This window comes from Enterococcus sp. LJL90 (assembly GCF_056924355.1).
On the sequence record NZ_JBXPBQ010000007.1, the window covers coordinates 79,550 to 101,676 of the forward strand.

At 41.8% G+C, this 22,127-nt stretch carries 21 protein-coding genes; 1 reads left to right on the top strand and 20 read right to left on the bottom strand.

Annotation, left to right across the window (positions count from 1 at the left end):
* From AC1Z3S_RS14760 to AC1Z3S_RS14780, 5 genes are all read right to left on the bottom strand, one after another.
* On the bottom strand, nt 1–486 hold the full coding sequence (locus AC1Z3S_RS14760; protein ID WP_461740993.1) for a flavodoxin: 486 nt from the start codon (nt 484–486) through the stop codon (nt 1–3).
* 84 nt (nt 487–570) lie between these two features.
* A complete protein-coding gene (locus tag AC1Z3S_RS14765; protein ID WP_461740994.1) occupies nt 571–1,455 on the bottom strand; it encodes a LysR family transcriptional regulator in 885 nt (294 codons plus the stop codon).
* A 13-nt stretch (nt 1,456–1,468) separates the two neighbouring features.
* Nucleotides 1,469–3,640, bottom strand: coding sequence for a DUF4129 domain-containing transglutaminase family protein (locus tag AC1Z3S_RS14770; protein WP_461740995.1), 2,172 nt, complete (start codon nt 3,638–3,640; stop codon nt 1,469–1,471).
* Nucleotides 3,633–4,679: a DUF58 domain-containing protein gene (locus AC1Z3S_RS14775; protein WP_461740996.1), complete on the bottom strand. Its 1,047-nt coding sequence runs from the start codon at nt 4,677–4,679 to the stop codon at nt 3,633–3,635. Before AC1Z3S_RS14775 ends, AC1Z3S_RS14770 begins: the two co-directional genes overlap by 8 nt.
* Before the next feature lies 1 nt (nt 4,680).
* Nucleotides 4,681–5,622, bottom strand: a complete 942-nt coding sequence (locus tag AC1Z3S_RS14780) for an AAA family ATPase (protein WP_461740997.1) — start codon at nt 5,620–5,622, stop codon at nt 4,681–4,683.
* Between the two features lie 243 nt (nt 5,623–5,865).
* Between AC1Z3S_RS14780 and AC1Z3S_RS14785 the strand changes: the two genes are divergently transcribed.
* Nucleotides 5,866–6,186, top strand: a complete 321-nt coding sequence (locus AC1Z3S_RS14785) for a hypothetical protein (protein WP_461740998.1) — start codon at nt 5,866–5,868, stop codon at nt 6,184–6,186.
* Between the two features lie 211 nt (nt 6,187–6,397).
* Here the strand turns inward: AC1Z3S_RS14785 and AC1Z3S_RS14790 are convergent, their stop codons facing one another.
* From AC1Z3S_RS14790 to rimP, 15 genes are all read right to left on the bottom strand, one after another.
* Nucleotides 6,398–7,597: an ABC transporter permease gene (locus AC1Z3S_RS14790; protein ID WP_461740999.1), complete on the bottom strand. Its 1,200-nt coding sequence runs from the start codon at nt 7,595–7,597 to the stop codon at nt 6,398–6,400.
* Entirely contained in the window at nt 7,594–8,277 is a 684-nt protein-coding gene (locus tag AC1Z3S_RS14795) for an ABC transporter ATP-binding protein (RefSeq protein WP_461741000.1), read from the bottom strand. The genes AC1Z3S_RS14790 and AC1Z3S_RS14795 overlap by 4 nt, the downstream gene beginning before the upstream one ends.
* Entirely contained in the window at nt 8,278–10,230 is a 1,953-nt protein-coding gene (locus AC1Z3S_RS14800; RefSeq protein ID WP_461741001.1) for an efflux RND transporter periplasmic adaptor subunit, read from the bottom strand.
* Between the two features lie 307 nt (nt 10,231–10,537).
* A complete protein-coding gene (locus AC1Z3S_RS14805; RefSeq protein WP_461741002.1) occupies nt 10,538–11,410 on the bottom strand; it encodes a cation diffusion facilitator family transporter in 873 nt (290 codons plus the stop codon).
* Nucleotides 11,411–11,551: 141 nt separating this feature from the next.
* On the bottom strand, nt 11,552–12,610 hold the full coding sequence (locus tag AC1Z3S_RS14810) for a S66 family peptidase (protein ID WP_461741003.1): 1,059 nt from the start codon (nt 12,608–12,610) through the stop codon (nt 11,552–11,554).
* The gene (locus tag AC1Z3S_RS14815; RefSeq protein ID WP_461741004.1) at nt 12,597–13,154 is read right to left on the bottom strand and encodes a GNAT family N-acetyltransferase; all 558 of its coding nucleotides are present in this window, start codon (nt 13,152–13,154) and stop codon (nt 12,597–12,599) included. The genes AC1Z3S_RS14810 and AC1Z3S_RS14815 overlap by 14 nt, the downstream gene beginning before the upstream one ends.
* Nucleotides 13,155–13,305: 151 nt before the next feature.
* Nucleotides 13,306–14,241 (bottom strand): riboflavin biosynthesis protein RibF, encoded by a 936-nt coding sequence (ribF, locus tag AC1Z3S_RS14820; RefSeq protein WP_461741005.1) that lies wholly within the window; start codon nt 14,239–14,241, stop codon nt 13,306–13,308.
* Between the two features lie 13 nt (nt 14,242–14,254).
* Nucleotides 14,255–15,193 carry a tRNA pseudouridine(55) synthase TruB gene (gene truB / locus AC1Z3S_RS14825; RefSeq protein ID WP_461741006.1) on the bottom strand — a complete coding sequence of 313 codons (939 nt, stop codon included), beginning with the start codon at nt 15,191–15,193 and terminating at the stop codon, nt 14,255–14,257.
* 121 nt (nt 15,194–15,314) lie between these two features.
* Nucleotides 15,315–16,265 carry a cation diffusion facilitator family transporter gene (locus AC1Z3S_RS14830; RefSeq protein ID WP_461741007.1) on the bottom strand — a complete coding sequence of 317 codons (951 nt, stop codon included), beginning with the start codon at nt 16,263–16,265 and terminating at the stop codon, nt 15,315–15,317.
* A 106-nt stretch (nt 16,266–16,371) separates the two neighbouring features.
* A complete protein-coding gene (rbfA, locus tag AC1Z3S_RS14835) occupies nt 16,372–16,722 on the bottom strand; it encodes a 30S ribosome-binding factor RbfA (RefSeq protein WP_461741008.1) in 351 nt (116 codons plus the stop codon).
* 28 nt (nt 16,723–16,750) lie between these two features.
* The gene (infB, locus tag AC1Z3S_RS14840) at nt 16,751–19,651 is read right to left on the bottom strand and encodes a translation initiation factor IF-2 (protein WP_461741009.1); all 2,901 of its coding nucleotides are present in this window, start codon (nt 19,649–19,651) and stop codon (nt 16,751–16,753) included.
* A 13-nt stretch (nt 19,652–19,664) separates the two neighbouring features.
* Complete coding sequence (locus AC1Z3S_RS14845) at nt 19,665–19,973, bottom strand: YlxQ-related RNA-binding protein (RefSeq protein ID WP_461736822.1); 309 nt, start codon at nt 19,971–19,973, stop codon at nt 19,665–19,667.
* Complete coding sequence (rnpM, locus tag AC1Z3S_RS14850; protein ID WP_265459161.1) at nt 19,963–20,256, bottom strand: RNase P modulator RnpM; 294 nt, start codon at nt 20,254–20,256, stop codon at nt 19,963–19,965. Before rnpM ends, AC1Z3S_RS14845 begins: the two co-directional genes overlap by 11 nt.
* 27 nt (nt 20,257–20,283) lie before the next feature.
* Entirely contained in the window at nt 20,284–21,513 is a 1,230-nt protein-coding gene (gene nusA / locus AC1Z3S_RS14855) for a transcription termination factor NusA (RefSeq protein ID WP_461741010.1), read from the bottom strand.
* 20 nt (nt 21,514–21,533) lie between these two features.
* Nucleotides 21,534–22,007 (bottom strand): ribosome maturation factor RimP, encoded by a 474-nt coding sequence (gene rimP, locus AC1Z3S_RS14860; protein ID WP_461741011.1) that lies wholly within the window; start codon nt 22,005–22,007, stop codon nt 21,534–21,536.
* Nucleotides 22,008–22,127 lie beyond the last annotated feature (120 nt).

A 22,127-nucleotide genomic window follows, 5' to 3' on the forward strand; every position in this document is an offset into this window, starting at 1 on the left:
TTATTTCTTAAAACAATCTGAATGATACTGCTGTAGCCAATTGGCAATTGCTCGATCTGAGCGACTGACATTACTGCCGCGAATAGCGAGACCCGTTTTGATTTGACTGGCGGCAAGCAATTGCTGCAGATTTTCAATGCTGGCACCTAAACCACTGCCCTCATGAGTGGCAAAGGGATAAATAATCTGATTAGCGGAAACCATTTTTTCTAAAAAAGTCGTCACCACCATCGGAAAGGTGCCCCACCAAATGGGGTAACCGAGAAAAATTTCCTGATGCTCGGCTAAATCAATCGGCAAAGGTTGAAATGCCGGCCGTAAATTTTGCTTCTTTTCGGCTTCAGCGATTGTCGTTGTCGCTGAATAACTTTCAGGATAAGGCTTAACCGGTTTCAATTCGGCAATTTCGGCTGACAATTGCTGGCTAATCTTTTCGGCCAACTCAGCTGTATGGCCGCTCTTAGAAAAATAAATGACCACACTCATGACAACATCACCTCCCACTGTCCTTGCTACTCCTTTATGATAGTCTCCTATCTTCATTTGGTCTAATACTTCATAAAAAAAGAACTATGCTTTGAAAGCATAGTTCATCCGTTGAATAAATTCTTTGACGACTGGCGCCTGCACCTTATGCTTGCGCCAGACGAAGACACATTCCGTTTCAATTTTTGGTGACAAGGGAATAAATTTCACCTCATTGGAATGGTGATAGCTAGTGGCACCTTTAATCACCAACGCAGAGGCCACTCGGTTTTCAACAAGGGCAATCACATTAAAAATTAAATTGTAGACACCTTTAATGTTTAATTGATCAATCTTAGTATGTGCCCAATTGGCTAACATTTCCTGAACTTCGCTGCGGCGACTGATTAGCAGCGGCACCCCGATTAAATCTTCTGGGGTGATTGTCTCTTTGCTAGCTAGAAAACTTGTTCCTTCCACCAATAGTCCCCAAACTTCTTTTCTAGGTAAAGGGGTGCTGTGATATTTTTCCGTTGCAATCGGGTTGATTAAGATGGCGACATCCAGTAAACCTAAATCCAACTTCTCGATAATTTCTTCACTGGTACTGCTAAAGATTTCAAAGCTGACTTGCGGATAATCTTCCACAAATTCCTCCAACATCAACGCCAAGGTATCGGAGTTATCCGCCTCAACACAGCCAATGGAAATTTTACCACTAAAGAGGGTTTGCCGCTGGTCCAAAAATTCCTGTTGCGTTTTATCCGCCAACTGGATAATTTCTTGAGCCCGTTCCCGTAAAAAAATCCCCGCTTCAGTCAATACAAGCTGCTTATGCTCCCTTTGAAACAATTCAACACCTAGTTCCTCCTCCAGCTCTTTTAGCTGGCGGCTCAAGGTCGGTTGGGTAATATTTAAATTTTTTGCCGCTTTAGAGATATTCCCCTGCTCAGCGATGGCTAAAAAATACCGATAACTTCTCAACTCCATTATACTTTACCTGCTATTCTTTATTTTTTCTTGGGGAGGTTAACTTCTTGGCAACTTGCCATAATAATTGCCGCACCTCTGGCGAAGTTTTTTCTACCCCGCTACCATATAAGGCTGCTTCGTATGCTTCAGTTACAACGGCGAAGTCTGCTAATTGCGTTTCTTCAGCAAAACGCTGTGCATAAGCCATTAGTGTTTCTGATGGCTCACGGGGAACTTTTTTCTCAGCCTTTTTCAAAATTAATGGATACCCTTCAAGTAGCGCCTGCGGTTTACTCAAAACAAAACGCAGTCGAATTAACAACCAATTAAAACTGATAATCAAAGCTGCAAGTGACGCCAAAAGTAAAGCTGCTGCCAGATAAACCAAATCAGTATAATTTCTTTGGCTTGCCGCTGCTGTCTCTTCCGTTGACTCTTCTGAACTGACTTGACTACTTGTTGAAGAAGTTGTTGCTTGCGTGCTACTAGAACTAGCTGAAGGTGTTGCTTCAGCGGAACTTTCTGGTGTCTCTGCTTCTTCTGTTATTGTTGGCCGATCCGGATTACTAAAACTCGGCGTCGGTTCAAAAGGCAGCCAACCAAAACCGGAAAAATAAACCTCCACCCAAGAATGGGCATTATTATTCGTTACCGTATAAAGATAATCTTCACCATCACGACTGCGGCTGCCGGGAGCAAAGCCCTTGGTCCAACGGGCGGGAATCCCTAATGTCCGCAGCATTACAACCATCGAACTGGAAAAATTATCACAGTAGCCCACCTGTGTTTCAAAAAGAAATTGGTCGACATAATCCTGACCTTCTTCAATGACTGCCGCATCGACCTTTGAATAGCGGAAGGTGGAGGAATTTTTTAAATAATCCTCCACAGCAAGCACTTGATTGTATAAACCATAGACATCAGTCGTCACTTGAGTGGCTAACTCGCCAACACGACTCGGCAAATTTTCCGGTAACTGCAGATAATCAACTGCAGTATCTGTTGGCGTTTGAATATAAACATTTTCTAAATCACTGGCATCATAAGAAAAATCTTGCCAGTTGATTGTTGCGGCAATCGGTGCTGCTAAATTTTGAACATCCACCCGCCGAATTTCTTCTTGAACATAAGCCGCCGCCCCTGGATTAGATATTGCAATAGTATTGGCACCATAGGGTAGAGCAAGATAACTGGCTTGGCTTGTATACGAAAGCTCGATCGTTTCCGCTTCAGCATATGTCTGCTGGTACTCATAATCGAATACCGATAAATTGGTGGGATCAACATATGTCGCATTTTCAGCCTCGGTGGCAAACCAACCGGCTCCTGAGTAGAAATCTTTGCTTTCCACCCGCCAATAATGACTGCTAGCTTGGCGAGCTTTAAAAATTTCTGCATTGTCATCTAATAACGGCCCACCCAGTGAGCTGTCATCTTCACTAAAGCCCATGCGGGAGATACTGGCAGTTCCTTGGCTGCCGACAAAATCATAAAAGCCCGTAGCATTCAGCTGCGTCCGAAAATTTGCAGTCGTCAGCATTAATGAATTGCGGATGCCCGTTGAAGGCAGGTACTCAGCAACCGCAAAGATAACCAAAGTCAGACCAATGCCGGTCAACAGCAGCGTTAATTTGTATTTCCCTTGCCAATAATTATTCTTTAAAAAAACGGAAAGAATGCCGCAGCTGGCAATAATCAAAGCCTGGAGTGTAAAATTCAAGCCGGGATGATAGAGACTGGTCATTAAAAGATACCCAATCATCAGACTGTAGCCAAAGAAAAAGATTTTAAAATGAATGAACAATACTAAAAGTAAAATAGAAAGCAATAACAATAACAGCATCGCTAAAATTTCACCAATGTAAGCTCCAGAGTTTATCAGCTGTTCAACGCCTTGGTCAAGGCCATCTTTAAAACGAATCAGCCAAGTAATGCCAAGGGGCAGATTATAGGGAAAAAAATGATGATAGCCAAACAAAAGGGCTGCCAACACCAGTAAAGATTTCAACCAGACTTTATTCAGCAGCAATAGCATGGCGGCAACTACTGCAAAAAAAGTAAAGGCGAAAAAATTATCTGATAAGGAATAAGCCTGCAAAAAAACCGTGAAGGCAGTAGCGACACTTAAATAGGCTAAAAATGCCAAGAAGCCATCTGCTTTTAGTTTTTCGCCGTTGACAAAGATGGAACGGGATTTAACCACGGGCCTCGCCCCCTTTTTCTGGTAATTCTGCGGTCATTTGCTGAATTTGCTTAATATCTAAAACTTGGATTTTTTTCCGCCGTTGATTCTCCTGAAGAAACGCATTTAATTCAGGCGTCTGAACCGACGTGATGACTAAGACCTGGCTACCTTTAAATTTTGGCAGCACTGGTGTTTCAGTGAAGGGCTTGATAGTCGCAAATGTTTCCGTCTCAATTAAGGTACCAGTTTTTAATTGCTGACCGACGATAATCTGATAGAAATTGGTATTTTGCGCTAATAATTTTTGCAACGAATAATACCAGCTGAGGCTTTCTTCAAAGTCAGCGGCTGCTTGGCCCCAAAAAACTAAGACCACCTCACTGGGTCGCTCCATTTCCTGTTCCCGATAAATCAAGGTCCGTTCTTTACTGGAAAGTTTCCAATCAATATTTTTTAAAGGATCCCCGGGACGATAATCCCGATAACTTTTTATGGAAAAATTATTTTCACCAATCAGACTTAGCTTCTGGCTAGTTTTAAAATTGCGTAATAATAAGTACGCCTCTGCTTTGACCTCCGGCAGTACAATCAACTCTTGCTTCATTTGAATACGTCGTGTTTTGCTGAACAATTCAACTAAATCGGTCGCTGTTACTTTCACGGGTAGCTCATGATAAACTCCCCGTTCTTTGGCTTGAATGGTGACTTCAATCTGTTGTCTTTTGCCTCGATAGCCGATTATCCGCCAGGTTTGATTACTCCACTCAGGAAAATTGATAAACAATTTTCCAAAAGGTAGCAAACTACTGCCCGTCTTTTCGACGAGCACTTCCATTTTTAAAGGCTGAAGTCGGTAACTGTAAACTGAATCATGGCTAGTCAAAGTAATTTTTCTGAGTAAGGGTAAAATCGTCGAAAGGTTAATCAAAAACAATAGCCCAAAGAAAAAGAGCAGGCTCCAGCCGATTTGAGTATTGAAGGCGGCTGCGTAAAAAATCAAGAAAACAAAAAGCAGCAGCGTCAAAATCAGTTTGAAGAAAAACCTGAGCCACTTCATACTAGCGCCTCACTGGAACGGCTGTCTGCTGTAAAATTTGCTCCATCACCTCAGCATTTTTTTCAGAGCTGGCTGCTAGCCCGCCTTTTAGTAAAAGGCGATGACCGAAGACCGCTGGCATAATTTTTTGCAAATCTGCTGGTGTCACAAACATTCTACTTTGGGTCAGGGCAAAGGCTTTGGCACCTTGAATAAAAGCAATTGCCCCACGGGGACTAATCCCGAGTTCCACTGCATTGTGGCGCCGACTATTGCGAACTAAATCAAGAGCATAACGAGCAACCTGCTCATCAATATAGACTTGCTTAACGGTTTCTTTTAATTGTGACAACGCTCGATTAGATAAAATCGGGCGGATATCCTCGACAGACTGCTGCTTTTCCCCTAACAATAGCTGCAGCTCATTCTCATAATCAGGATAGCCAATATGTAAACGAAATAAAAAGCGATCCAATTGCGCTTCTGGCAAAGGAAAGGTGCCTTCATATTCAATTGGATTTTGCGTTGCTAAAACAAAAAAGTGGGGACTTAACGGATAGGTTTGATTGTCAATTGTGACATGGCCTTCAGACATGGCTTCTAAGAGAGCCGCCTGTGTCCGAGGAGTGGTGCGGTTGATTTCATCGGCTAATAAAATCGAAGTAAAAATGGCGCCTTTACGAAATTCAAACTGATGGGTTTCTGAATTAAAAATCGAAACCCCTAAAATATCATTCGGCAATAAATCCGGAGTAAACTGAATTCTGGCATAATCACTTTCAACGGCCTTGGCCAACGCCTTCACCAACTGCGTTTTCCCAACACCAGGTATATCTTCAAATAGTACATGGCCGCCAGCTAGCAAGGCCGCTACCGTCATTTGAATAATTTCCCGCTTGCCAAAGACCACCTTCTCTACTTCGTTCATCAATTGCTGAATTTTATCAAAAATCTGTTCATCCATTTGATTGCCCCCTATTTTCCCAGAATTAATTCTTCTCTTCTATTTTACTTGATGAACCTCACTCTAAGTCAACTAATAAACTAAAAATCGGCGATAATTTTTGATTAAATTAGCGATAACGGTTTAATTTTAAAAAAACTTAAGGCAGCTTCATAGAAAAAACCAGGCGGACCATTATTTTCTTCATGGAAGTTCTGTATTATTTTTTTAAGCTACAAACCAACTTAGCGAGGAGGAATGCAAATGATTACCGCCCTTCAATGTCAGCCCCATAGTCAAGAATTTTTTGCCGCTATTGCTTTAAGAAAGCAGCTCCTCCACCAGCCGATAAACTTTTATCGGGAAGCTAAGTATCAGACCTTTGCCCTTATAGAAGAGCAAAAGGTGATTGCAGCGGTGACACTTCAGCTCTATGCCGGTAATTTTGTCCATATCCGCCAAGTGGTTTTTCTGCCGGAATATCAGAATGCGGCGAACGAGCGCCTGTTGAAAAATTTTATTTACAGCTATTTTCAAAACCATCCAGGCAGCATCAGCGTCAAAACTTTAGCTAAGATAAATTAAAAAACTATAACAAAGGACAAACAAACGGCTAGACAACGAAGCTGCCTAGCCGTTTGCATGATTCTATTGATTTTATACCTCAATAATTTTTTGACAGAGAGCTCTTAAGTCAGCTCTGCTAGCATGGTTTTGTAATGATTTTCATTACTAACAAAAATTATTATCCGGCGCGTGTCAAAGTTTGTTTAAATTGTTTGTTATAGTTTTTGAATTAACGCAAGATATCAATCAAATCTTTGCGGGCCGCTTCTGATGCCGGCATCACAGAGAAAATTAAACCGATGGCACTGGAGACGCCCACTGCTAAAGTGACGGTAAATAAATCAACCGAAACCGAAACCCCCACCAATGAGCCGATTAGATAAGCTAAAAGAATTCCGATAATATAACCGATAATCCCGCCGACTAAGGTTAGCGACATCCCCTCCAGTAAAAATTGCATCCGGATGGATTTTTTGGTGGCCCCTAAAGCCCGGCGAATCCCAATTTCTTTGGTCCGTTCTGAGACGGAAATATACATCATATTCATCACACCGACACCGGCGATAAACAGAGAAATACCAGCGACAGCCGAAATAAATAATGTGATTGTGCCTAAGACTTGGCCAACGCCATCGGTCAATAAGGCGGTGTCAAAAACTTGATAGTCGCCGTATTGTCGCATCGTGCCGCTGTCTTCCAAACGCTTGATAACATCTGTCGTGACAGTCCCCGGAGTTGCCCCGTCTTCTAAGATGACATTTACCGCATAAGCATCAGTATTTTCTGGAAAATAATACAAATAGCTGCTTTGGGGAATTTCTAAATTGGTTTCCATCATTGAAAACATGCTTTCAGTTTCCGCCGCTTGAAAGACCCCGACAATTGTAAAGACTTGTCCGTTAATCGTAACCCCACCTTTTACGGCATTTTCAGCACTGCCGTATAAATCCTCAGCCGTTTGCGAATCAACAACCAACACCTTATTACGAATCTGATTATCTTCGCTTGTTAAGCTGCGGCCAAATTCGACTGGCCGGCTGTTGTCTTCCGTTAAAGAAATCATTTTATATTGGCTTTCATTTTGAATCATTAAATTTTGCTGCATCATTGAATAATCCGGCTCAGGAAATTTTGCCGACGCGACCCCCTCCACACTATCAATCAAAGAGAGATCTTGGTCGTTAAAAAAGCTCAGATTGCTGTTGTAAATACTTTCATCCGTCGCAGTAAAATTGACTTGAATCATCACCTGATCGGAATCATTCCCTTGCAAGCTGCGAATCGTGTCCCGTTCAAAGCCCCGACCAATTGCTAAAATAGCAATAACGGCTGCAATCCCGATAATAATTCCGAACATCGTCAAAATACTGCGTTTGCGATTTTTAAAAATCGCTTTGGTGGCAGTCCGCCAATTCACGTAAAATTTCATCGAATCAGCTCCTTATCCTCGATAATCGCACCATCACGAATGCTGATTAATCGATTGCAATAAGGCACCAGTTCCGGATCGTGGGTAACTAAAATAATCGTGGAACCTTCTTGTTTATTTAATTCTACAAATAAATTCATAATATCCGCTGAGGTGTGGGTATCTAAAGCCCCCGTCGGTTCATCGGCAATAATAAACTTCGGCTGATTAATCAGCGCCCGCGCAATTGCTACCCGCTGTTGTTGCCCACCAGAAAGTTGTTTGGGATGCTTGTCGGCTTTATTTTTTAAGCCGACTTTATCTAAAGCCGCCAAAACTTTTTCCTTTGTCTGATGCAACCCGTAGCCGTTGTATAAAAGCGGCAACTCGACATTTTCAAAAACGGTATTATTTTCAATTAAGCTAAAATTTTGGAAAACAAAGCCGACTGTCTGATTACGAACTTTTGACAAAACATCATCAGAAGATGAGAGCAACGATTGCCCTTCAAACAAATATTCCCCTTCAAATTTCCGGTCAATAAAACCTAATAAATTAATTAGCGTCGATTTTCCAGAACCAGAAGGCCCCATAATCGCCATCATCTCACCGGCGTTAACATGTAGATTAATATCTTTTAAAACGTGGAGCGTTTCCTCGTCAGTTTTATAATATTTATTTACATTGATCAAATCAATCATTTAATTCACCATCACTTCCAGACCATCCGTTAGCTGGTCATCTGGATTGGTGATAATTTCGGCACCCTGCTCTAGTCCTTCCCGAACCACAGTCACACCAGATTGATCTTCTGCCGTGATGGCTGTTTTGACTGCCTGACCGTCTACAACTTGATAAGCAAATTGCATTTCGCCTTCTGTGACAACTGCTGAAGCGGGAATGCGTAATTCTTCTAACGGTAACGTCACTTGACAGCTGTAGCCATATTGTAAATCACTTTCTGGTTTCACGGTGAAAGTATAATTGGCTGTCGTCGTAGTTGTTCCCGTCGCTGCGGCTACCGCTGCTGCATCCGGTAATAAATTAACTTGGGTAATTGTGCCATTAACCGATTGGTCGCTGCTGACAGCGCGAGCAGTCACTGTTCTGCCGACAACAATTCGATGATAATCATATTCTGAAACGGTTGTCTTAATCACCGTTGCTTTGCTGACAACTTGAATCACGGGCACGGTGGCACTGATTTGGCCTTCTTCATTGACAATCGCAATGCCGTCAATATCAGCAGTGACTTGTGTTGCTACACGACTGCGCAAATCTTCGACGTTACTGTTAGCATTGCTGACTTCTAAATTGGCAGCGTCAACTGCTTGTTGCGCTTGTTGAATAACATCATCTTGAGCGGTTATCGATTGTGTGTATTGATCGATCAAAGCCTGTTGTTCTTGGCGAGTCGCCTGACCTTCAAGGGAATTTGCATCAGCCCCATTGAAACGATTGCGGGCTGTTGTTAAATCAGCTTGGATTTCATTTTTTCGTGTTTGGGCACTCTGCAGACTAGCAGAAGCATTTGTTGCTTGTAAATTTAAAGTGCTTAATTGCTGTTCAGCCGTTTTTACTTGCTCTGCCACTTCGTCACTTTGATAAGAAAGGATTGGTGTTCCCGCAGCAACTTCTTGACCATTCGCCACTAAAATTTCACTGATCCGGCCTTTCGTTGCATCTAAATAAACATCGCTAGTTTGCTCAGCTTCGACAGTTCCATTAAAGGTTAACGGGTCCGCCATTGTCACCTCGGCCGTAGTATAACTTGGTAATGCTGAAGCTTCGTTATTTTGGGAGGCCAGAAAAGCCATCATTCCGCCGACAAGTAACACAACAGCAGCTACTCCCCCCAAAACACCAAAAATTATTTTTTGCTTTTTCGAAAAACGGGGCTCTTTTTTGCGAGTTCCGCTAGTTTCAGTTAAAGAGTTCACGCCTTCAGCCTTGGCTGCTAGTTCTGGCGCTTTCTCGTCAGCTTTAACATCAGCCTTTGCCTCTGCTACAATTTCTGTTTCATTGGCGTCTGCTTTCAATTCTCCATTTATTTTTTCTGCTGTGACAGCTGCCGCTGGTTCCTCTACAATTTTTTCAGCCTCCAGCTCAGCTCGAGAGATATCTGCTTCTAAAATTGCCCCTTTGACTTTGCGCAAATTTAATAAGGCCATCAAGGCAGGGACAATCACAAATAAAGACCCAATGACAACACCGATTGCTGAAAAAACACTCAACACACTGCTGACTCCACTCAAGCTAGGATCTCCCAAATCAATTTGCGGAGTTAAAACCAATGTATAGATGACATTTACCACTACCAACGCAAACTGCAAATAATAAGGAATGGTATTTGGCAGTTTTTCTTGATTTAAATTACGATTATTTTTAAACAGCAGCACAACAACTGCAATATCGATTAATAAAGTTATGATGGCATAAGCTTTCACCACAAGACTATCTTGAAAAGCAAATAATTGCTCACTAATAGCTATAGTTTCCTCCGGCAGATTGCTTATATCTGCCATTTGGGGATTTAAAGTTGTTGGTATATTGGCAATTCCCATGATTACACCAAGGCCAACAATAATTAACAGCACCATATTCCAAGTTTTAGTCTTCTTAAAAAATCTTTCTACCTTTTCTGAATGATTCATTTTTCTCCTCCAATAAACGCTTTTTCCAAACCCTCTCCTATAGCCTATCATTTTATTCTAAAAAAACAATCTTTCCTGAAAAATTTCAACAAAATAAAGCAGCCACAAACATTTTTTTGAAAGAATGCCGGCTGCTTTTTATAAAAAATTTATCTTCATAAAATAAATTCAATTTCTTCTTTGCTTCATTTGATCGTTGCTAGACTTTTTCAAAAAAACTTGCAAGAGCAGTGGGCTGTCAAGAAAAATCAAAGCCAATTTCTAATAGTCTCCCCGCAATCCAGCATGTTCAACGATACATATTTTTTTATTCTGAAGGCTCCACATGAATGTCCGTATCAAAAACACCACAGTTTAGCCGCAGCATCTCTTCAATTTCATCCGTGATTTGATGACTGCAGGCCACTGTCATCTGCGGGTCCATCGCCACGACAATATCTAAGAAAATATTGGCTCCATAAGACCGGCCACGAATATTTAAAACTTCTTCAATCCCAGGAATATTTTCAATTCGCTCGGTATAATCGGTCAGCAATGTTTGATCAAAACCATCAGATAAGGAAAAGACACTATCTTTAAAGATATCAAAGGCTGTTTTTAAAATTAAGACAGCTACCCCAACGGCCGCTAAGCTATCAATCCAGCCTAAATTAAACGTTGCGGCTAACACGGCCACAGCTGTTGCAATACTTGTCCAAGCATCACTGCGATTATCCTTAGCCGCTGCCAAAAGTGCTGAGCTATTAACTTTTTGCGAGAGCTTTTTATTGTAAAAATAAACTCCGTACATAAAGGCAGCCGAGACGACGCCGACAATTGCCGCCACCAAGTCTGGCGCTTGCGTGTTTCCAGAAATTAAATTAGTGATGGAAGAATAAAAAACCTCAAGACCGACCATCAGCATAATGAACGAGGTGACTAGACTAGCAACATTTTCCGCCTTCCAATGACCATAGCGATGTTCCTCATCCGCTGGTTTTTGGGCTAAGCGCAAACCGATTAAAACCGCCACCGAGGCAATAATATCCGTCACATTGTTTAAACCATCAGCTCGTAAGGCCTCCGAATTTGCTAAATTTCCAACTGCCAGTTTGACAATCGAGACCAAAATATAAGCGATAATACTGATAATCGCACCCTTCTCAGCTTGTCTCAATTCCCGTGAGCGTTCTTCAATCATCTAATCCCTCCAAAAAAGTAACTTTCACGAGTGTATTACTTTTTTGGAAACAAATGTTGAAAATTTGAAAAATATAATCATTTTGGCTTTCAGAAAAATTTTTTTGGGCATCCTAAAATTAAAGTTTTGGGAAACCTGTTTTTATTGAAACATCTCTTCTAAAAAACTAATTTTCTGCGTTTCTGTGTCGACAGTTACCGCTAATCCGTACGGCAAAACACATCGCGGTGCGCAATGACCAAAGTTGACATTGGTCACAATCGGTAGCTTCGGATTTGCGACAATTTTTTTCAAACTTGCGTGATACTCTTCGTAAAAAATTTCATTTGCCGGCTTACCGACAATCACCCCCGCAATTACTTGAAACAGACCGTAATCCTTAAGTACCTGCAATTTCTCGGCAAACATTTGGGGATTCGGCTGACCCGCAGCAGTCTCGATAAATAAAATTTTCCCCTGCCACTCACTCAACTTTGGAAAAAGCTGATAAGTTTGATTAACAGCCGCTTCTTCGGCATGATTGGCGCCTGTGATTAAATCGGCTAAGCTGTCCAAACAGCCGCCTAACAGCTCACCAGAAAAACTTTTTGCCCCTTGTAACAACTCAAAGCCTTTTGCGTCAGCTTGCTCTATCAATTGAGAATCGGTCTCCTGATACCAGACTGGGCTTGGCTCAATCATTTTGATTTCAGGAAAATCGGCTAAAAAGTTTTTAAAATACCTTTTTGTATAAGACAACATTTCATTCGTCTCTTCGCCTAAGTCATTTAGAAAACTCGGACCATAAAACGTCTGTAGACCTAATTTGTAAAACATCAAATGATTAATTGTAGTATCTGAATAGCCGCAAAAAATCTTAGGTTGCTTGGCAACAAACTCTTTAAATTCAGAATCCGCCAGCAGATAAGGAATCGTTCGAAAGGTATCTTCACCCCCGATGGCACAAATTATCCCTTTAATAGAAGAATCTGCAAAGGCTGCCTTTAAATCGGCAGCCCGCTTTTCAGGATGAGCTTGAATAAAGTCAATTCCTTTGAGGGCATACTCCATAAAAACCGGTTTTAAACCAAATTGTTTTAAACGCTCAGTCGCAATCGCAACCCGCTGAGCTGCTTCTGGTTCACCCAAAATACCAAAGGACAAGCTGACAATCGCAACTTTGTCTCCTTGCTTTAAGCGCTGAGATTTAAGCATCCGCATCTACCATCACTGCTAAAGAATTTATTTTTGAAAACAATTGAGCATCGACAAAGCCTGTTTCGTTTTTTATAAATCCTCTCAGAGTTCCTTCCAATTCAAAGCCATTTTTTTCAGCGACCCTTTGACTTTTCAAATTGCCAGCTTCTGTGATAAGCCCTAAACGATGTAACTGCAACTCTGTAAAAGCAATCTCGCAGACCTTATTTAAAGCTCGGCTGACGATGCCGCGATTTTGCTCTTTTTGACTAAGCCAGTAGCCAATTTCCCCTTGGCGATTGACCAAATCAATTCCGTGGATATCAATAGTCCCCACTGGTTGATTATTCACTAAAATAATCGCCAGCCACAGTTCGCCATCAATCATTTTTTTTGCAGACATTTTCAAATAATCTTCCTCATCGGCTGCTGTTTTAGTTTCAGCAACCCATGGCATCCAGCGGCCCAACTCTTGCCGGTCTTCTTCAACCACGGCAAACAAAGCGGCAGCGTCACTTTTATCAGGAAACTTTAAAGCAAGTTCGTTATCAATTTTTATCGTAAACATGGGGGTTCTCCTTTTTTCTATTAAGCGTACCATTCCCGGCCTCAAAAACAAACAAAAAATCAGCAGAAGGAGGTAATTGACAAAGCTGTTTTGCAGGTAAGCCAAGGCTAAATTGCAAAACAACCCCCATCACCTCGGCTCTGCTGATTGTCTATTTAAAATAATTGGCAGTGGTTAATTCGTCCTGCTTTAATTGTGTGATTAAAGCGTCAGCTCCATTAAAAGCCACTTGGTCGCGAATAAAATGATTCCAACGGACGGAAACTTGTTCGCCGTAAATATCTTGATGGAAATCTAAAATATAAATTTCCACTGTCAAGCCCCGGCCAGCGCCAAAGGTATCGTTATGGCCGATTGAACCCATAGCTGGATACCAGGTATCACCGATCCGTAGCTCGCAGACATAAACACCTTCTTTAGGTAAACGGACCGAACTGCGCAATTTAATATTGGCAGTTGGAAAGCCCAGCTCACGGCCACGAGCATCCCCGTGCATCACAGTGCCATCAATTTCATAGATATATCCTAAGAGGCGAGTAACTTCCTCCATATCCCCTTGGTCCAGCATTTCCCGAATCCGAGTTGAGCTGACTTTCGCACCATCTTTTTCCTGCTTGCCGATAGTCACAACTTCAAAGCGACCTTTTGCATACAGCGGCAAATGTTGCACATCGGCAATATCTTTTGGCCCATAGGTATAATCAAAGCCGGAAACCGCATATTTTGCGTGGAGGCCAACAATATATTGATCGATAAAGTCTTGTGGCTTCAAGCTGGCAAAGGCTGAAGTAAATTCAATTTCATAAAGATAATCGACGCCTAAGTCCTCCATCAATCTTTCTTTTTGTTCGCTACTGGTCAAGTATTTCATTGACTCGGCTTCAATTTTTTGAAAAACAATTGACGGATGCTGATTGAATGTCATGAGAGCCAATTTCAATTTGTGTTGATCAGCCAATCTGCGGCCTTCATTGATAACAGCTTGGTGCCCTAGATGGACACCGTCAAAAAAACCTAAGACTAAGACAACATCAGCTTGAGGAATTTGTTCCGGCTGATAGGGGTGACGAATTTTAATAATTTCCATGATTGACAGTCCTTTATTCAATAATTTCGCTGAGTTGATTGCGAATCACTTTACTTGGTTTTAATAAAAATGCTTTGCTGGGATGCTCTTTATAAATACTGACTAATTTTTCTCGATAGAAAATAGCGACTTCCTCATGGTACTCTGATGGAATGTGAAAGTCTCTTTTTGTTTGCGGGACACCATTTTTTACTTGTTCCCACAATTCATCCGATAAATCGACACGGGGAAACTGGCTGACTGCAGCTTCGATTGGTAAAAAAATCGCTGCAAGCTGATTTTCGCTGACTAACTCTTGCACCTGTGCTAAAGTTAAAGCTTGCTCCTTCGTAAAGCCGCCGCTAGCTGTACGGGTTAAATCTGACATGTGGGCGGGTACACCTATTTTTTTTCCCGTATCAACAGCTAAAGTTCTAATATAAGTGCCTTTACCGCAAACCACTTTAAAGCGCCAAGTTTGCGTCCCAGCAACCTCATCAAACAAAGGTTCGCTAGTTCGCTCAAAGCTTTCAATCAGTGCTTTGCGTTCAGGTCGTTCGACAGTTTCTCCACTGCGGGCATACTCATATAAGCGTTTGCCATTGACTTTGACTGCCGAATACATTGGCGGAATTTGGGTAATTTCACCTACAAAGGCTGCCATTGCTTGATCAATTTCTGTTTCAGAAAAAGGTTGACCTAATTTTTCAACGGCCACCATTTCACCACTAGCATCTTCAGTCGTCGTCGAAAAACCTAACGTGATGGCTCCTTCATAGGTTTTGCCGGAATCTGTCAGGTATTCAATAACCTTAGTACCTTTCCCAACACAAATCGGCAGAACACCATCTACATCAGGATCTAAGGTGCCACCGTGACCGACTTTTTTTGTCTGTAAAATTTTGCGCAATTTAAAAACGCAGTCATGACTCGTCATGCCCCGTTCCTTCCACAAAGGTAAAATCCCTTCCATGAAGTTCCTCCGCTATTTAAAAATTTCTCATTTTTTAGATTGTTTATTGTAAACCAACCTAAACATTATAACACAAAATCCATTGGTCCGGCAGTTTCTGCTGTCGAATCAATGGATGCTTTTAATGCTTTTGATAATTCGGATCAAACTCATCAGTTTCAATATAGATATAGCATTTTTTATCTGGTAAGGCTTCCCGGATGGTTCTTTCAATCTCATTGATAATTAAGTAGCCTTCTCCCTCTAAATCGTGAATAATATCAATTTTAGCAGCAATCATAATTTCATCTGCACTCAGGTGAACGGTTTTAATATCCAAAAGATGAGCAATTTCCGGCCGTTGAAAGGCTTGCCGGATTTTGGCTAAATCCTGTTCTGTAACACTTTCGCCAATTAATAAACTATAAAATTCTTTAGCTAAGAAAATTGCCGCACCCATCAACAATAAGCCAATCAATAATCCGCTAACTGCATCAAAAATTGCATTGCCGGTGATTGCCGTTAACACGGTGCCGACAAAAGCTAAGCAGAGACCGATTATCGCACAAAAATCTTCAGTGAAAATAATTAAAACTTCACTGTGGCGGGATTCGTGCAGGTACTTAAACAATGGCAACTTTTCAGTGTTTAACTCATTAATTTCTTTAATAGCGACCCGCAGTGAACTGCCCTCAACTAACATCCCAAAGATTAAAATTCCCATCACTAGCCAAAGACTCTCAACTTCATGACTGGGATGAAAAATCTTTTCCAGAGCCTCCATCACACCGAGAGCACCACCACCAAAAAAGAGCATCGTCGCAACTAAGGTGCTGAAAAAATATTTTGCGCGACCTTCTCCAAATTGGTGCAAGGTGCTTTGACCTCGCTTGGCTATTTTGTCGCCAAAGAGCAATAAAATTTGATTGGCGCAGTCCACCACACTGTGAATACTTTCGTTTAACATCGCAGCACTGCCACTGAAAATATAGCCGACAAATTTACTGATGGCCACTAAAATATTAGCAGCTAAAGCGGCTAAGACCGCCGTCATCCCCTGTGATTTTGCTTCCAAATAGATTCCTTCTTTCATCAACAATTTATTATAGAAAAGTTTGCTGGGAAAAGCAAAGCTGAGCCTCCTTTATAAAAGAAAAAGCCGGCTGGAAATTAATTTCCCAGCCGGCTTTGTATCAATCTTAATCTTCTTTATTCAAGTTGCGTAATAATTCATCAATGTGGTTGCCGTATTTTACCGACTGATCCACTTCGAAAATTAATTCGGGCGTTTTATACAAACTTAAGGCATGGCCAAGCTCCCGGCGAATTAAGCCCTTCGCTTTTTCCAAGCCTTCAGCAGCTTTTTCTTGGTCTGAAGCTAAGTCAGACAAGACGCTGTAAAAAATTGTCGCCTGCTGTAAATCACCGGTAACGTGAACATCTGTAATGTTCACGTCTTGCACCCGGGGATCACGCACTTTTTTGCGTAAAATTTGATTGACTTCTTTTAAAATTTCTTGACCGACTCTGCGATCACGATAGTTAGCCATCAGAACGGCCTCCTTTAAATTTTTTCATTTAGTCTTTTTTGATTTCTTCCATAACAAAGCCTTCGATGATGTCATCAACTTTCAAGTCGTTGAAGCTTTCAATCATCGCACCGCATTCATAACCCATGCGGACTTCTTTAACGTCATCTTTAAAGCGTTTCAAGCTGGCTAACTTACCTTCTAGAATAACGATACCGTCACGGATTACCCGGACACCACTATCCCGTTGAATCAAGCCTTCTGTTACGTAACAGCCGGCAATCGTTCCAACTTTTGAAACTTTGTATAATTCTCGGACAATCATTTGACCGGTAATTTTTTCTTCAAATTCAGGGTCTAACATACCCTTCATCGCTGTTTCAATTTCTTCGATTGCTTTATAGATAATCCGATGTAAACGAATATCCACTTCTTCTGCTTCCGCTTGTTGACGAGCTTGCGGTGTCGGCCGGACATTAAAGCCGATAATAATCGCATTACTTGCTGCAGCTAACGTAACATCACTTTCGTTGATGGCACCAACTGCCGAGTGAACGATTTTAACACGAACGCCTTCGACATCAATTTTTTGTAATGAAGCCGCTAAAGCTTCTGCAGAACCTTGCACGTCAGCTTTGATGATGACGTTCACTTCTTTCAGTTCGCCTTCCTTCAAGCTTTCAAACAAGTTATCTAAAGTAACCCGGGAAGTAATCGCCCGTTGTTCTAGCAATGCTCGTTTGGCTCTTTCTTCACCGGCTGCTCTGGCAGATTTTTCGTCTTCAAAGACTACGAAGCGATCGCCGGCCTGCGGTACATCACTAAGACCAGTGATTTCAACTGGTGTTGCTGGTCCCGCTGTTTTATCGCGGCGGCCTAAATCATTGGCCATCACCCGCACACGACCAAAGGTATTGCCGACAACGATTGGGTCGCCGACGTTTAAAGTTCCGTTTTGCACTAATAATGTTGCAACCGGCCCTTTACCTTTATCTAAACGAGCTTCAATAACTGTTCCGATTGCTCTTTGTGTTGGATCAGCTTTCAAATCTTCAACTTCAGCAACTAGTAAAATCATTTCTAACAATTCTTCAATGTTTTGGCCAAACTTCGCTGAAATTTCAACAAAGATAGTGTCGCCACCCCAAGCTTCTGGAATTAATTCATGTTCACTTAATTCCTGCATTACATGTTGTGGGTTCGCTCCTGGTTTATCAATTTTATTGACAGCAACGATAATTGGCACCTTAGCAGCTTTGGCATGGTTGATTGCTTCAACAGTTTGCGGCATCACACCGTCATCAGCCGCGACAACTAAAATCGTAATGTCGGTGATGCTGGCACCACGAGCCCGCATGCTAGTGAAGGCCGCGTGTCCTGGTGTATCCAAGAAAGTGATTGGTTTGCCGTCAATTTCAATTTGATAGGCCCCGATATGTTGGGTAATCCCGCCGGCTTCACCACTAGTTACTCGAGAATGACGCAAGGTATCTAGTAACGTTGTTTTACCATGGTCAACGTGACCCATGATTGTGACAACTGGTGGTCGTGGCACTAATTTTTCTTCGTTGACTTCTTCTGGTTCAAAGAATTTATCAATGTCAGCGATATCGACAGTAATTTTTTCTTCTGATTCCATACCGTAATCAGTCGCTAATAATTCAATCGTATCTTTATCTAAGCTTTGGTTTTGATTGACCATCACACCCAGCAGGAATAATTTTTTGATAATTTCCGCTGGCTCCCGATGGATTTTCTTAGCGATGTCGGCTACATTCATGCCTTCAGTGTATTCCAACACTTCTGGTAATTCTCTGAACTTACGTTGTGGCATTGGTGCTTTAGGCGTCGTATTTTGTTGCTGTCTGCCCTTCTTGCCCTTTTTATTGCGATTGCGATTTTGGTTGTTGCCAAAGCCGCCGTCACGATAATTATTGCCTTTGCCGCGATTTCTTTGATTAGCCGGAGCCGCATCAGCCTTAGTAAACACTTTGGTCCGTTCCGGTTTTTTATTTTCTTGCCGTGTTGCATCAGCAGCTGGTTGTTGCGCAGCCGGACGAGTATTGGTCGGGCGGTTTTGATTGCTGTTTTGATTTTGTGGACGTTGTTGCGTTTGTCCTCCTTGGGCATTGCCGGTTGGGCGATTGCCACCAGTATTATTACCAGCTGGCCGATTAGGATTAGTAGGCCGGTTGCCGCCTTGTTGATTACGGTTTTGACTTTGATTGCGATTTTGATTATTTTGACGCATTTGTGGTTTTTCATTGGCGATTTCATTCATCGCTGCTTTGGTTGCCGCTAATTTATCTTGACCAATTCTTGAGGCACTTGCGCCGCCGCCATGCAATACTTTAGGATTGCGATCTTGTTGGCGGGGATTATTACCTTGGCCACGATTTTGGTTGTTGCGGTTTTGATTTGGATTTTGACCGCGGTTTTGGTTGTTGCGATTTTGATTCGCATCCGTCCGGTTTTGATTATTTTGCGGGCGTTGTCCTTGATTTTGACGCTGACCGCCTTGATTATTATTGGTATTGCCTTGACCAGAGCGTTGATCATTGCCGCGGTTGCCTTGATTGCGGTTTTGATTGCCTTGTTGTCCAGCTGCTCCTGGTTTTGGTTGGTTGCGATTAACAAAATTTGGATTATTCAGAGAACTACGACCTCTCATTTTTTTCTTTTCGCCTTGACTTTGCGGGTTTGTGGGATTCGCTGGTTTTGCATCTTGATTAGTAGTTGCTTGGGCTGGTGCTTTTGGTGCGGTTGCTGCTTTCGGTGCAGCTGGCGCTTTTGTTGTGCTCAAAGCTGATTTCAGTTTTCCTTCATCACCTTCTGAGATTGAACTCATGTGGTTTTGCACATCCATCCCTAAGCTCTTGGCCTTATCAACTATTTCCTTACTGCTTTTGTCTATTTCTTTTGCAAGTTCATAAATTCTTTTTTTCCCCATGCAATCACCTTCCCTAACCTTTGATTAGCTCTGTAAATTTTTTGGCAAACCCCTCGTCAGCCACGACAATTACTGACCGCTTACGGCCAATTGCGCTGCTGAGAGTCAGCATGTCAAATGTATCATTCACAAGAACTTGGTAGTATAGACTTTTGTCTTTAATTTTCTTCATGGTATTTTGACTGGCATCGGCCGCTACAAAAACAAATTTTGCTTGGCCTTTTTGAATGGCTTTGACCGCCAATTCTTCACCTGTCACCAGTTTTCCCGCACGCATCGCAATGCCCAGGAGGTTTAAAATCGCTTGTTGATTAGTTGCCAAACAATTCTCTCCTTGCTTTTTGATGACTCACATAATCTAATAGTTCTTGATAAAAGGCATCGTCGAGAGTCGTCTCTAAGACGCGATCAAGAATATGTTTATCCCAAGCCTGTTGAACTTCTGCGGGCTCAATCGCCACATAAGCGCCACGGCCGGGTAATTTTCCACTAGGATCAATTGAAACTTGTCCTTCTTTGGAACGGGTAATGCGAATCAGTTCCTTCTTCGGTTTCATTTCACCGGAGACGACTGATTTTCTTAAAGGAATTTTCCGTTGTTTCATCTGGCTCGCCTCCTTTTTTAAGTAAAGCTATTCGTCTTCTTCGTTAATAATTTCTTCAACAACTTCGACTGCATCATCCTCAGTTGCCGCTTCTGTTTCCACAAAGGTTTCTTCTGAATCAATTTCTAATTGATCCGCGCCAGAAAGAACTTCATCGTCATAAATTTCTTCAGCAACAGCTTCATCGGCATATTCTTCTGCATCTAGTTCTGCATAGAAATCTGCCATATCCGTTTCAGATTTAATATCAATTTTGTGGCTTGTCAATTTAGCAGCTAAACGAGCATTTTGGCCCCGTTTACCAATTGCCAAAGACAATTGATGGTCCGGCACAACAACTGTACAAGCTTTCGGATTTTCTTCATCGAAAATCACGTCAATGACTTGCGCTGGATTTAAAGAGTTGGCAATAAAGACTGCCGCATCCTCGTCCCACTCAACAATATCCATGTTTTCGCCTTTTAACTCGTTGACAATCGCTTGAACCCGTTGACCTTTTGGCCCTACACAGGTACCAACCGGATCGATGTTGGGATCATTTGAGCGCACCGCAATTTTTGAACGGTCGCCGGCTTCTCTAGCAATGCTGACAATTTCGACAGTTCCATCATAAACCTCTGGTACTTCTTGTTCAAACAAGCGACGCAATAAATCTGGATGACTGCGGCTGACAAAGACTTGCGGGCCTTTTGAAGTATTTTCCACTTTAGAAACGTAGACTTTAATCCGATCATGGGCTTGATAAAATTCATTCGGCATTTGATCTTGCTTAGACAAAACAGCTTCAATCTTACCTAAATTGACATAGATATAACGATGGTCTTGCCGTTCAACAATCCCCTGCATAATATCTTTTTCATAGGCACTGAATTCATTATAAATAATCGTCCGTTCTGCTTCTCTCACCCGTTGCAAAATAACTTGCTTTGCCGTTTGAGCAGCAATCCGACCGAAATCCTTTGGCGTGACTTCAAAACGGATTTTATCGCCTAATTCATAAGCGGCGTTAATCTTGATGGCTTCTTCTAAAGAAACTTCTAATTGCGAGTCCATCACTTCTTCTGTCACTTCTTTAACAGAATAAACATGAATATCGCCTTTTTTCATGTTGAATTCGACTTCAACATTTTGCGATTGACCGTAGTGGCGTTTGTAGGCAGAAACTAACGCTGCTTCCAAGGCTTCCACGACAATCTCTTTGCTGATTCCTTTTTCTGCTTCTAAAGCATCTAAGGCATTTAACATTTCTTTGCTCATTTTATTTTTCCTCCACCGATCTAAAATTGAATTGCTAAACGAGCTTTGGCAATATTCTTTCGATCAATTGTCAATTCTTTTTTGCGGGTTTTAATTGGCACACTCAAAATCAGCTGGCCTTCATCAAGGGACACTAAAGTTCCTTCTATTTGTTTGTTGCCATCGATTGCTTGATAGAGATTCACATGGATAAAATTCCCAACAGCTTTTTGATAGTCAGCTTCTTTTTTCAATGGACGTTCCGCACCGGGAGATGATACTTCTAAATAATAGGCTTGGGGGATTGGATCGGGATCCAAGGCGTCTAATTTTTCACTTAACTGCTCACTGACAAAGACACATTCCTCGATATCAATGCCGCCTTCTTTGTCAATATAGACCCTTAAAAACCAATTTTTTCCTTCTTTTACAAATTCAACTTCAACTAATTCAAAATGTTGTTCGTCAACAATTGGTAACACTAAATCAGTTACTGTTTCCACAACGCTACTCAACTGCACAGCCTCCTTCAACTTGGGTTACTCAATCCATTAAAAAGAGTGAGGGAAAAAATCCCTCACTCGACTAAGTATCATTACCACGAATAATATAACATGGTTTTCATGTATTTTCAA

What these genes read in the sequence shown, in the direction of transcription:
- AC1Z3S_RS14760 (WP_461740993.1), bottom strand. Translation starts at nt 486, where the DNA reads ATGAGTGTGGTCATTTATTTTTCTAAGAGCGGCCATACAGCTGAGTTG.
- AC1Z3S_RS14765 (WP_461740994.1), bottom strand. Translation starts at nt 1,455, where the DNA reads ATGGAGTTGAGAAGTTATCGGTATTTTTTAGCCATCGCTGAGCAGGGG.
- AC1Z3S_RS14775 (WP_461740996.1), bottom strand. Translation starts at nt 4,679, where the DNA reads ATGAAGTGGCTCAGGTTTTTCTTCAAACTGATTTTGACGCTGCTGCTT.
- AC1Z3S_RS14780 (WP_461740997.1), bottom strand. Translation starts at nt 5,622, where the DNA reads ATGGATGAACAGATTTTTGATAAAATTCAGCAATTGATGAACGAAGTA.
- AC1Z3S_RS14785 (WP_461740998.1), top strand. Translation starts at nt 5,866, where the DNA reads ATGATTACCGCCCTTCAATGTCAGCCCCATAGTCAAGAATTTTTTGCC.
- AC1Z3S_RS14790 (WP_461740999.1), bottom strand. Translation starts at nt 7,597, where the DNA reads ATGAAATTTTACGTGAATTGGCGGACTGCCACCAAAGCGATTTTTAAA.
- AC1Z3S_RS14795 (WP_461741000.1), bottom strand. Translation starts at nt 8,277, where the DNA reads ATGATTGATTTGATCAATGTAAATAAATATTATAAAACTGACGAGGAA.
- AC1Z3S_RS14800 (WP_461741001.1), bottom strand. Translation starts at nt 10,230, where the DNA reads ATGAATCATTCAGAAAAGGTAGAAAGATTTTTTAAGAAGACTAAAACT.
- AC1Z3S_RS14805 (WP_461741002.1), bottom strand. Translation starts at nt 11,410, where the DNA reads ATGATTGAAGAACGCTCACGGGAATTGAGACAAGCTGAGAAGGGTGCG.
- AC1Z3S_RS14810 (WP_461741003.1), bottom strand. Translation starts at nt 12,610, where the DNA reads ATGCGGATGCTTAAATCTCAGCGCTTAAAGCAAGGAGACAAAGTTGCG.
- AC1Z3S_RS14815 (WP_461741004.1), bottom strand. Translation starts at nt 13,154, where the DNA reads ATGTTTACGATAAAAATTGATAACGAACTTGCTTTAAAGTTTCCTGAT.
- ribF (WP_461741005.1), bottom strand. Translation starts at nt 14,241, where the DNA reads ATGGAAATTATTAAAATTCGTCACCCCTATCAGCCGGAACAAATTCCT.
- truB (WP_461741006.1), bottom strand. Translation starts at nt 15,193, where the DNA reads ATGGAAGGGATTTTACCTTTGTGGAAGGAACGGGGCATGACGAGTCAT.
- AC1Z3S_RS14830 (WP_461741007.1), bottom strand. Translation starts at nt 16,265, where the DNA reads ATGAAAGAAGGAATCTATTTGGAAGCAAAATCACAGGGGATGACGGCG.
- rbfA (WP_461741008.1), bottom strand. Translation starts at nt 16,722, where the DNA reads ATGGCTAACTATCGTGATCGCAGAGTCGGTCAAGAAATTTTAAAAGAA.
- infB (WP_461741009.1), bottom strand. Translation starts at nt 19,651, where the DNA reads ATGGGGAAAAAAAGAATTTATGAACTTGCAAAAGAAATAGACAAAAGC.
- rnpM (WP_265459161.1), bottom strand. Translation starts at nt 20,256, where the DNA reads ATGAAACAACGGAAAATTCCTTTAAGAAAATCAGTCGTCTCCGGTGAA.
- nusA (WP_461741010.1), bottom strand. Translation starts at nt 21,513, where the DNA reads ATGAGCAAAGAAATGTTAAATGCCTTAGATGCTTTAGAAGCAGAAAAA.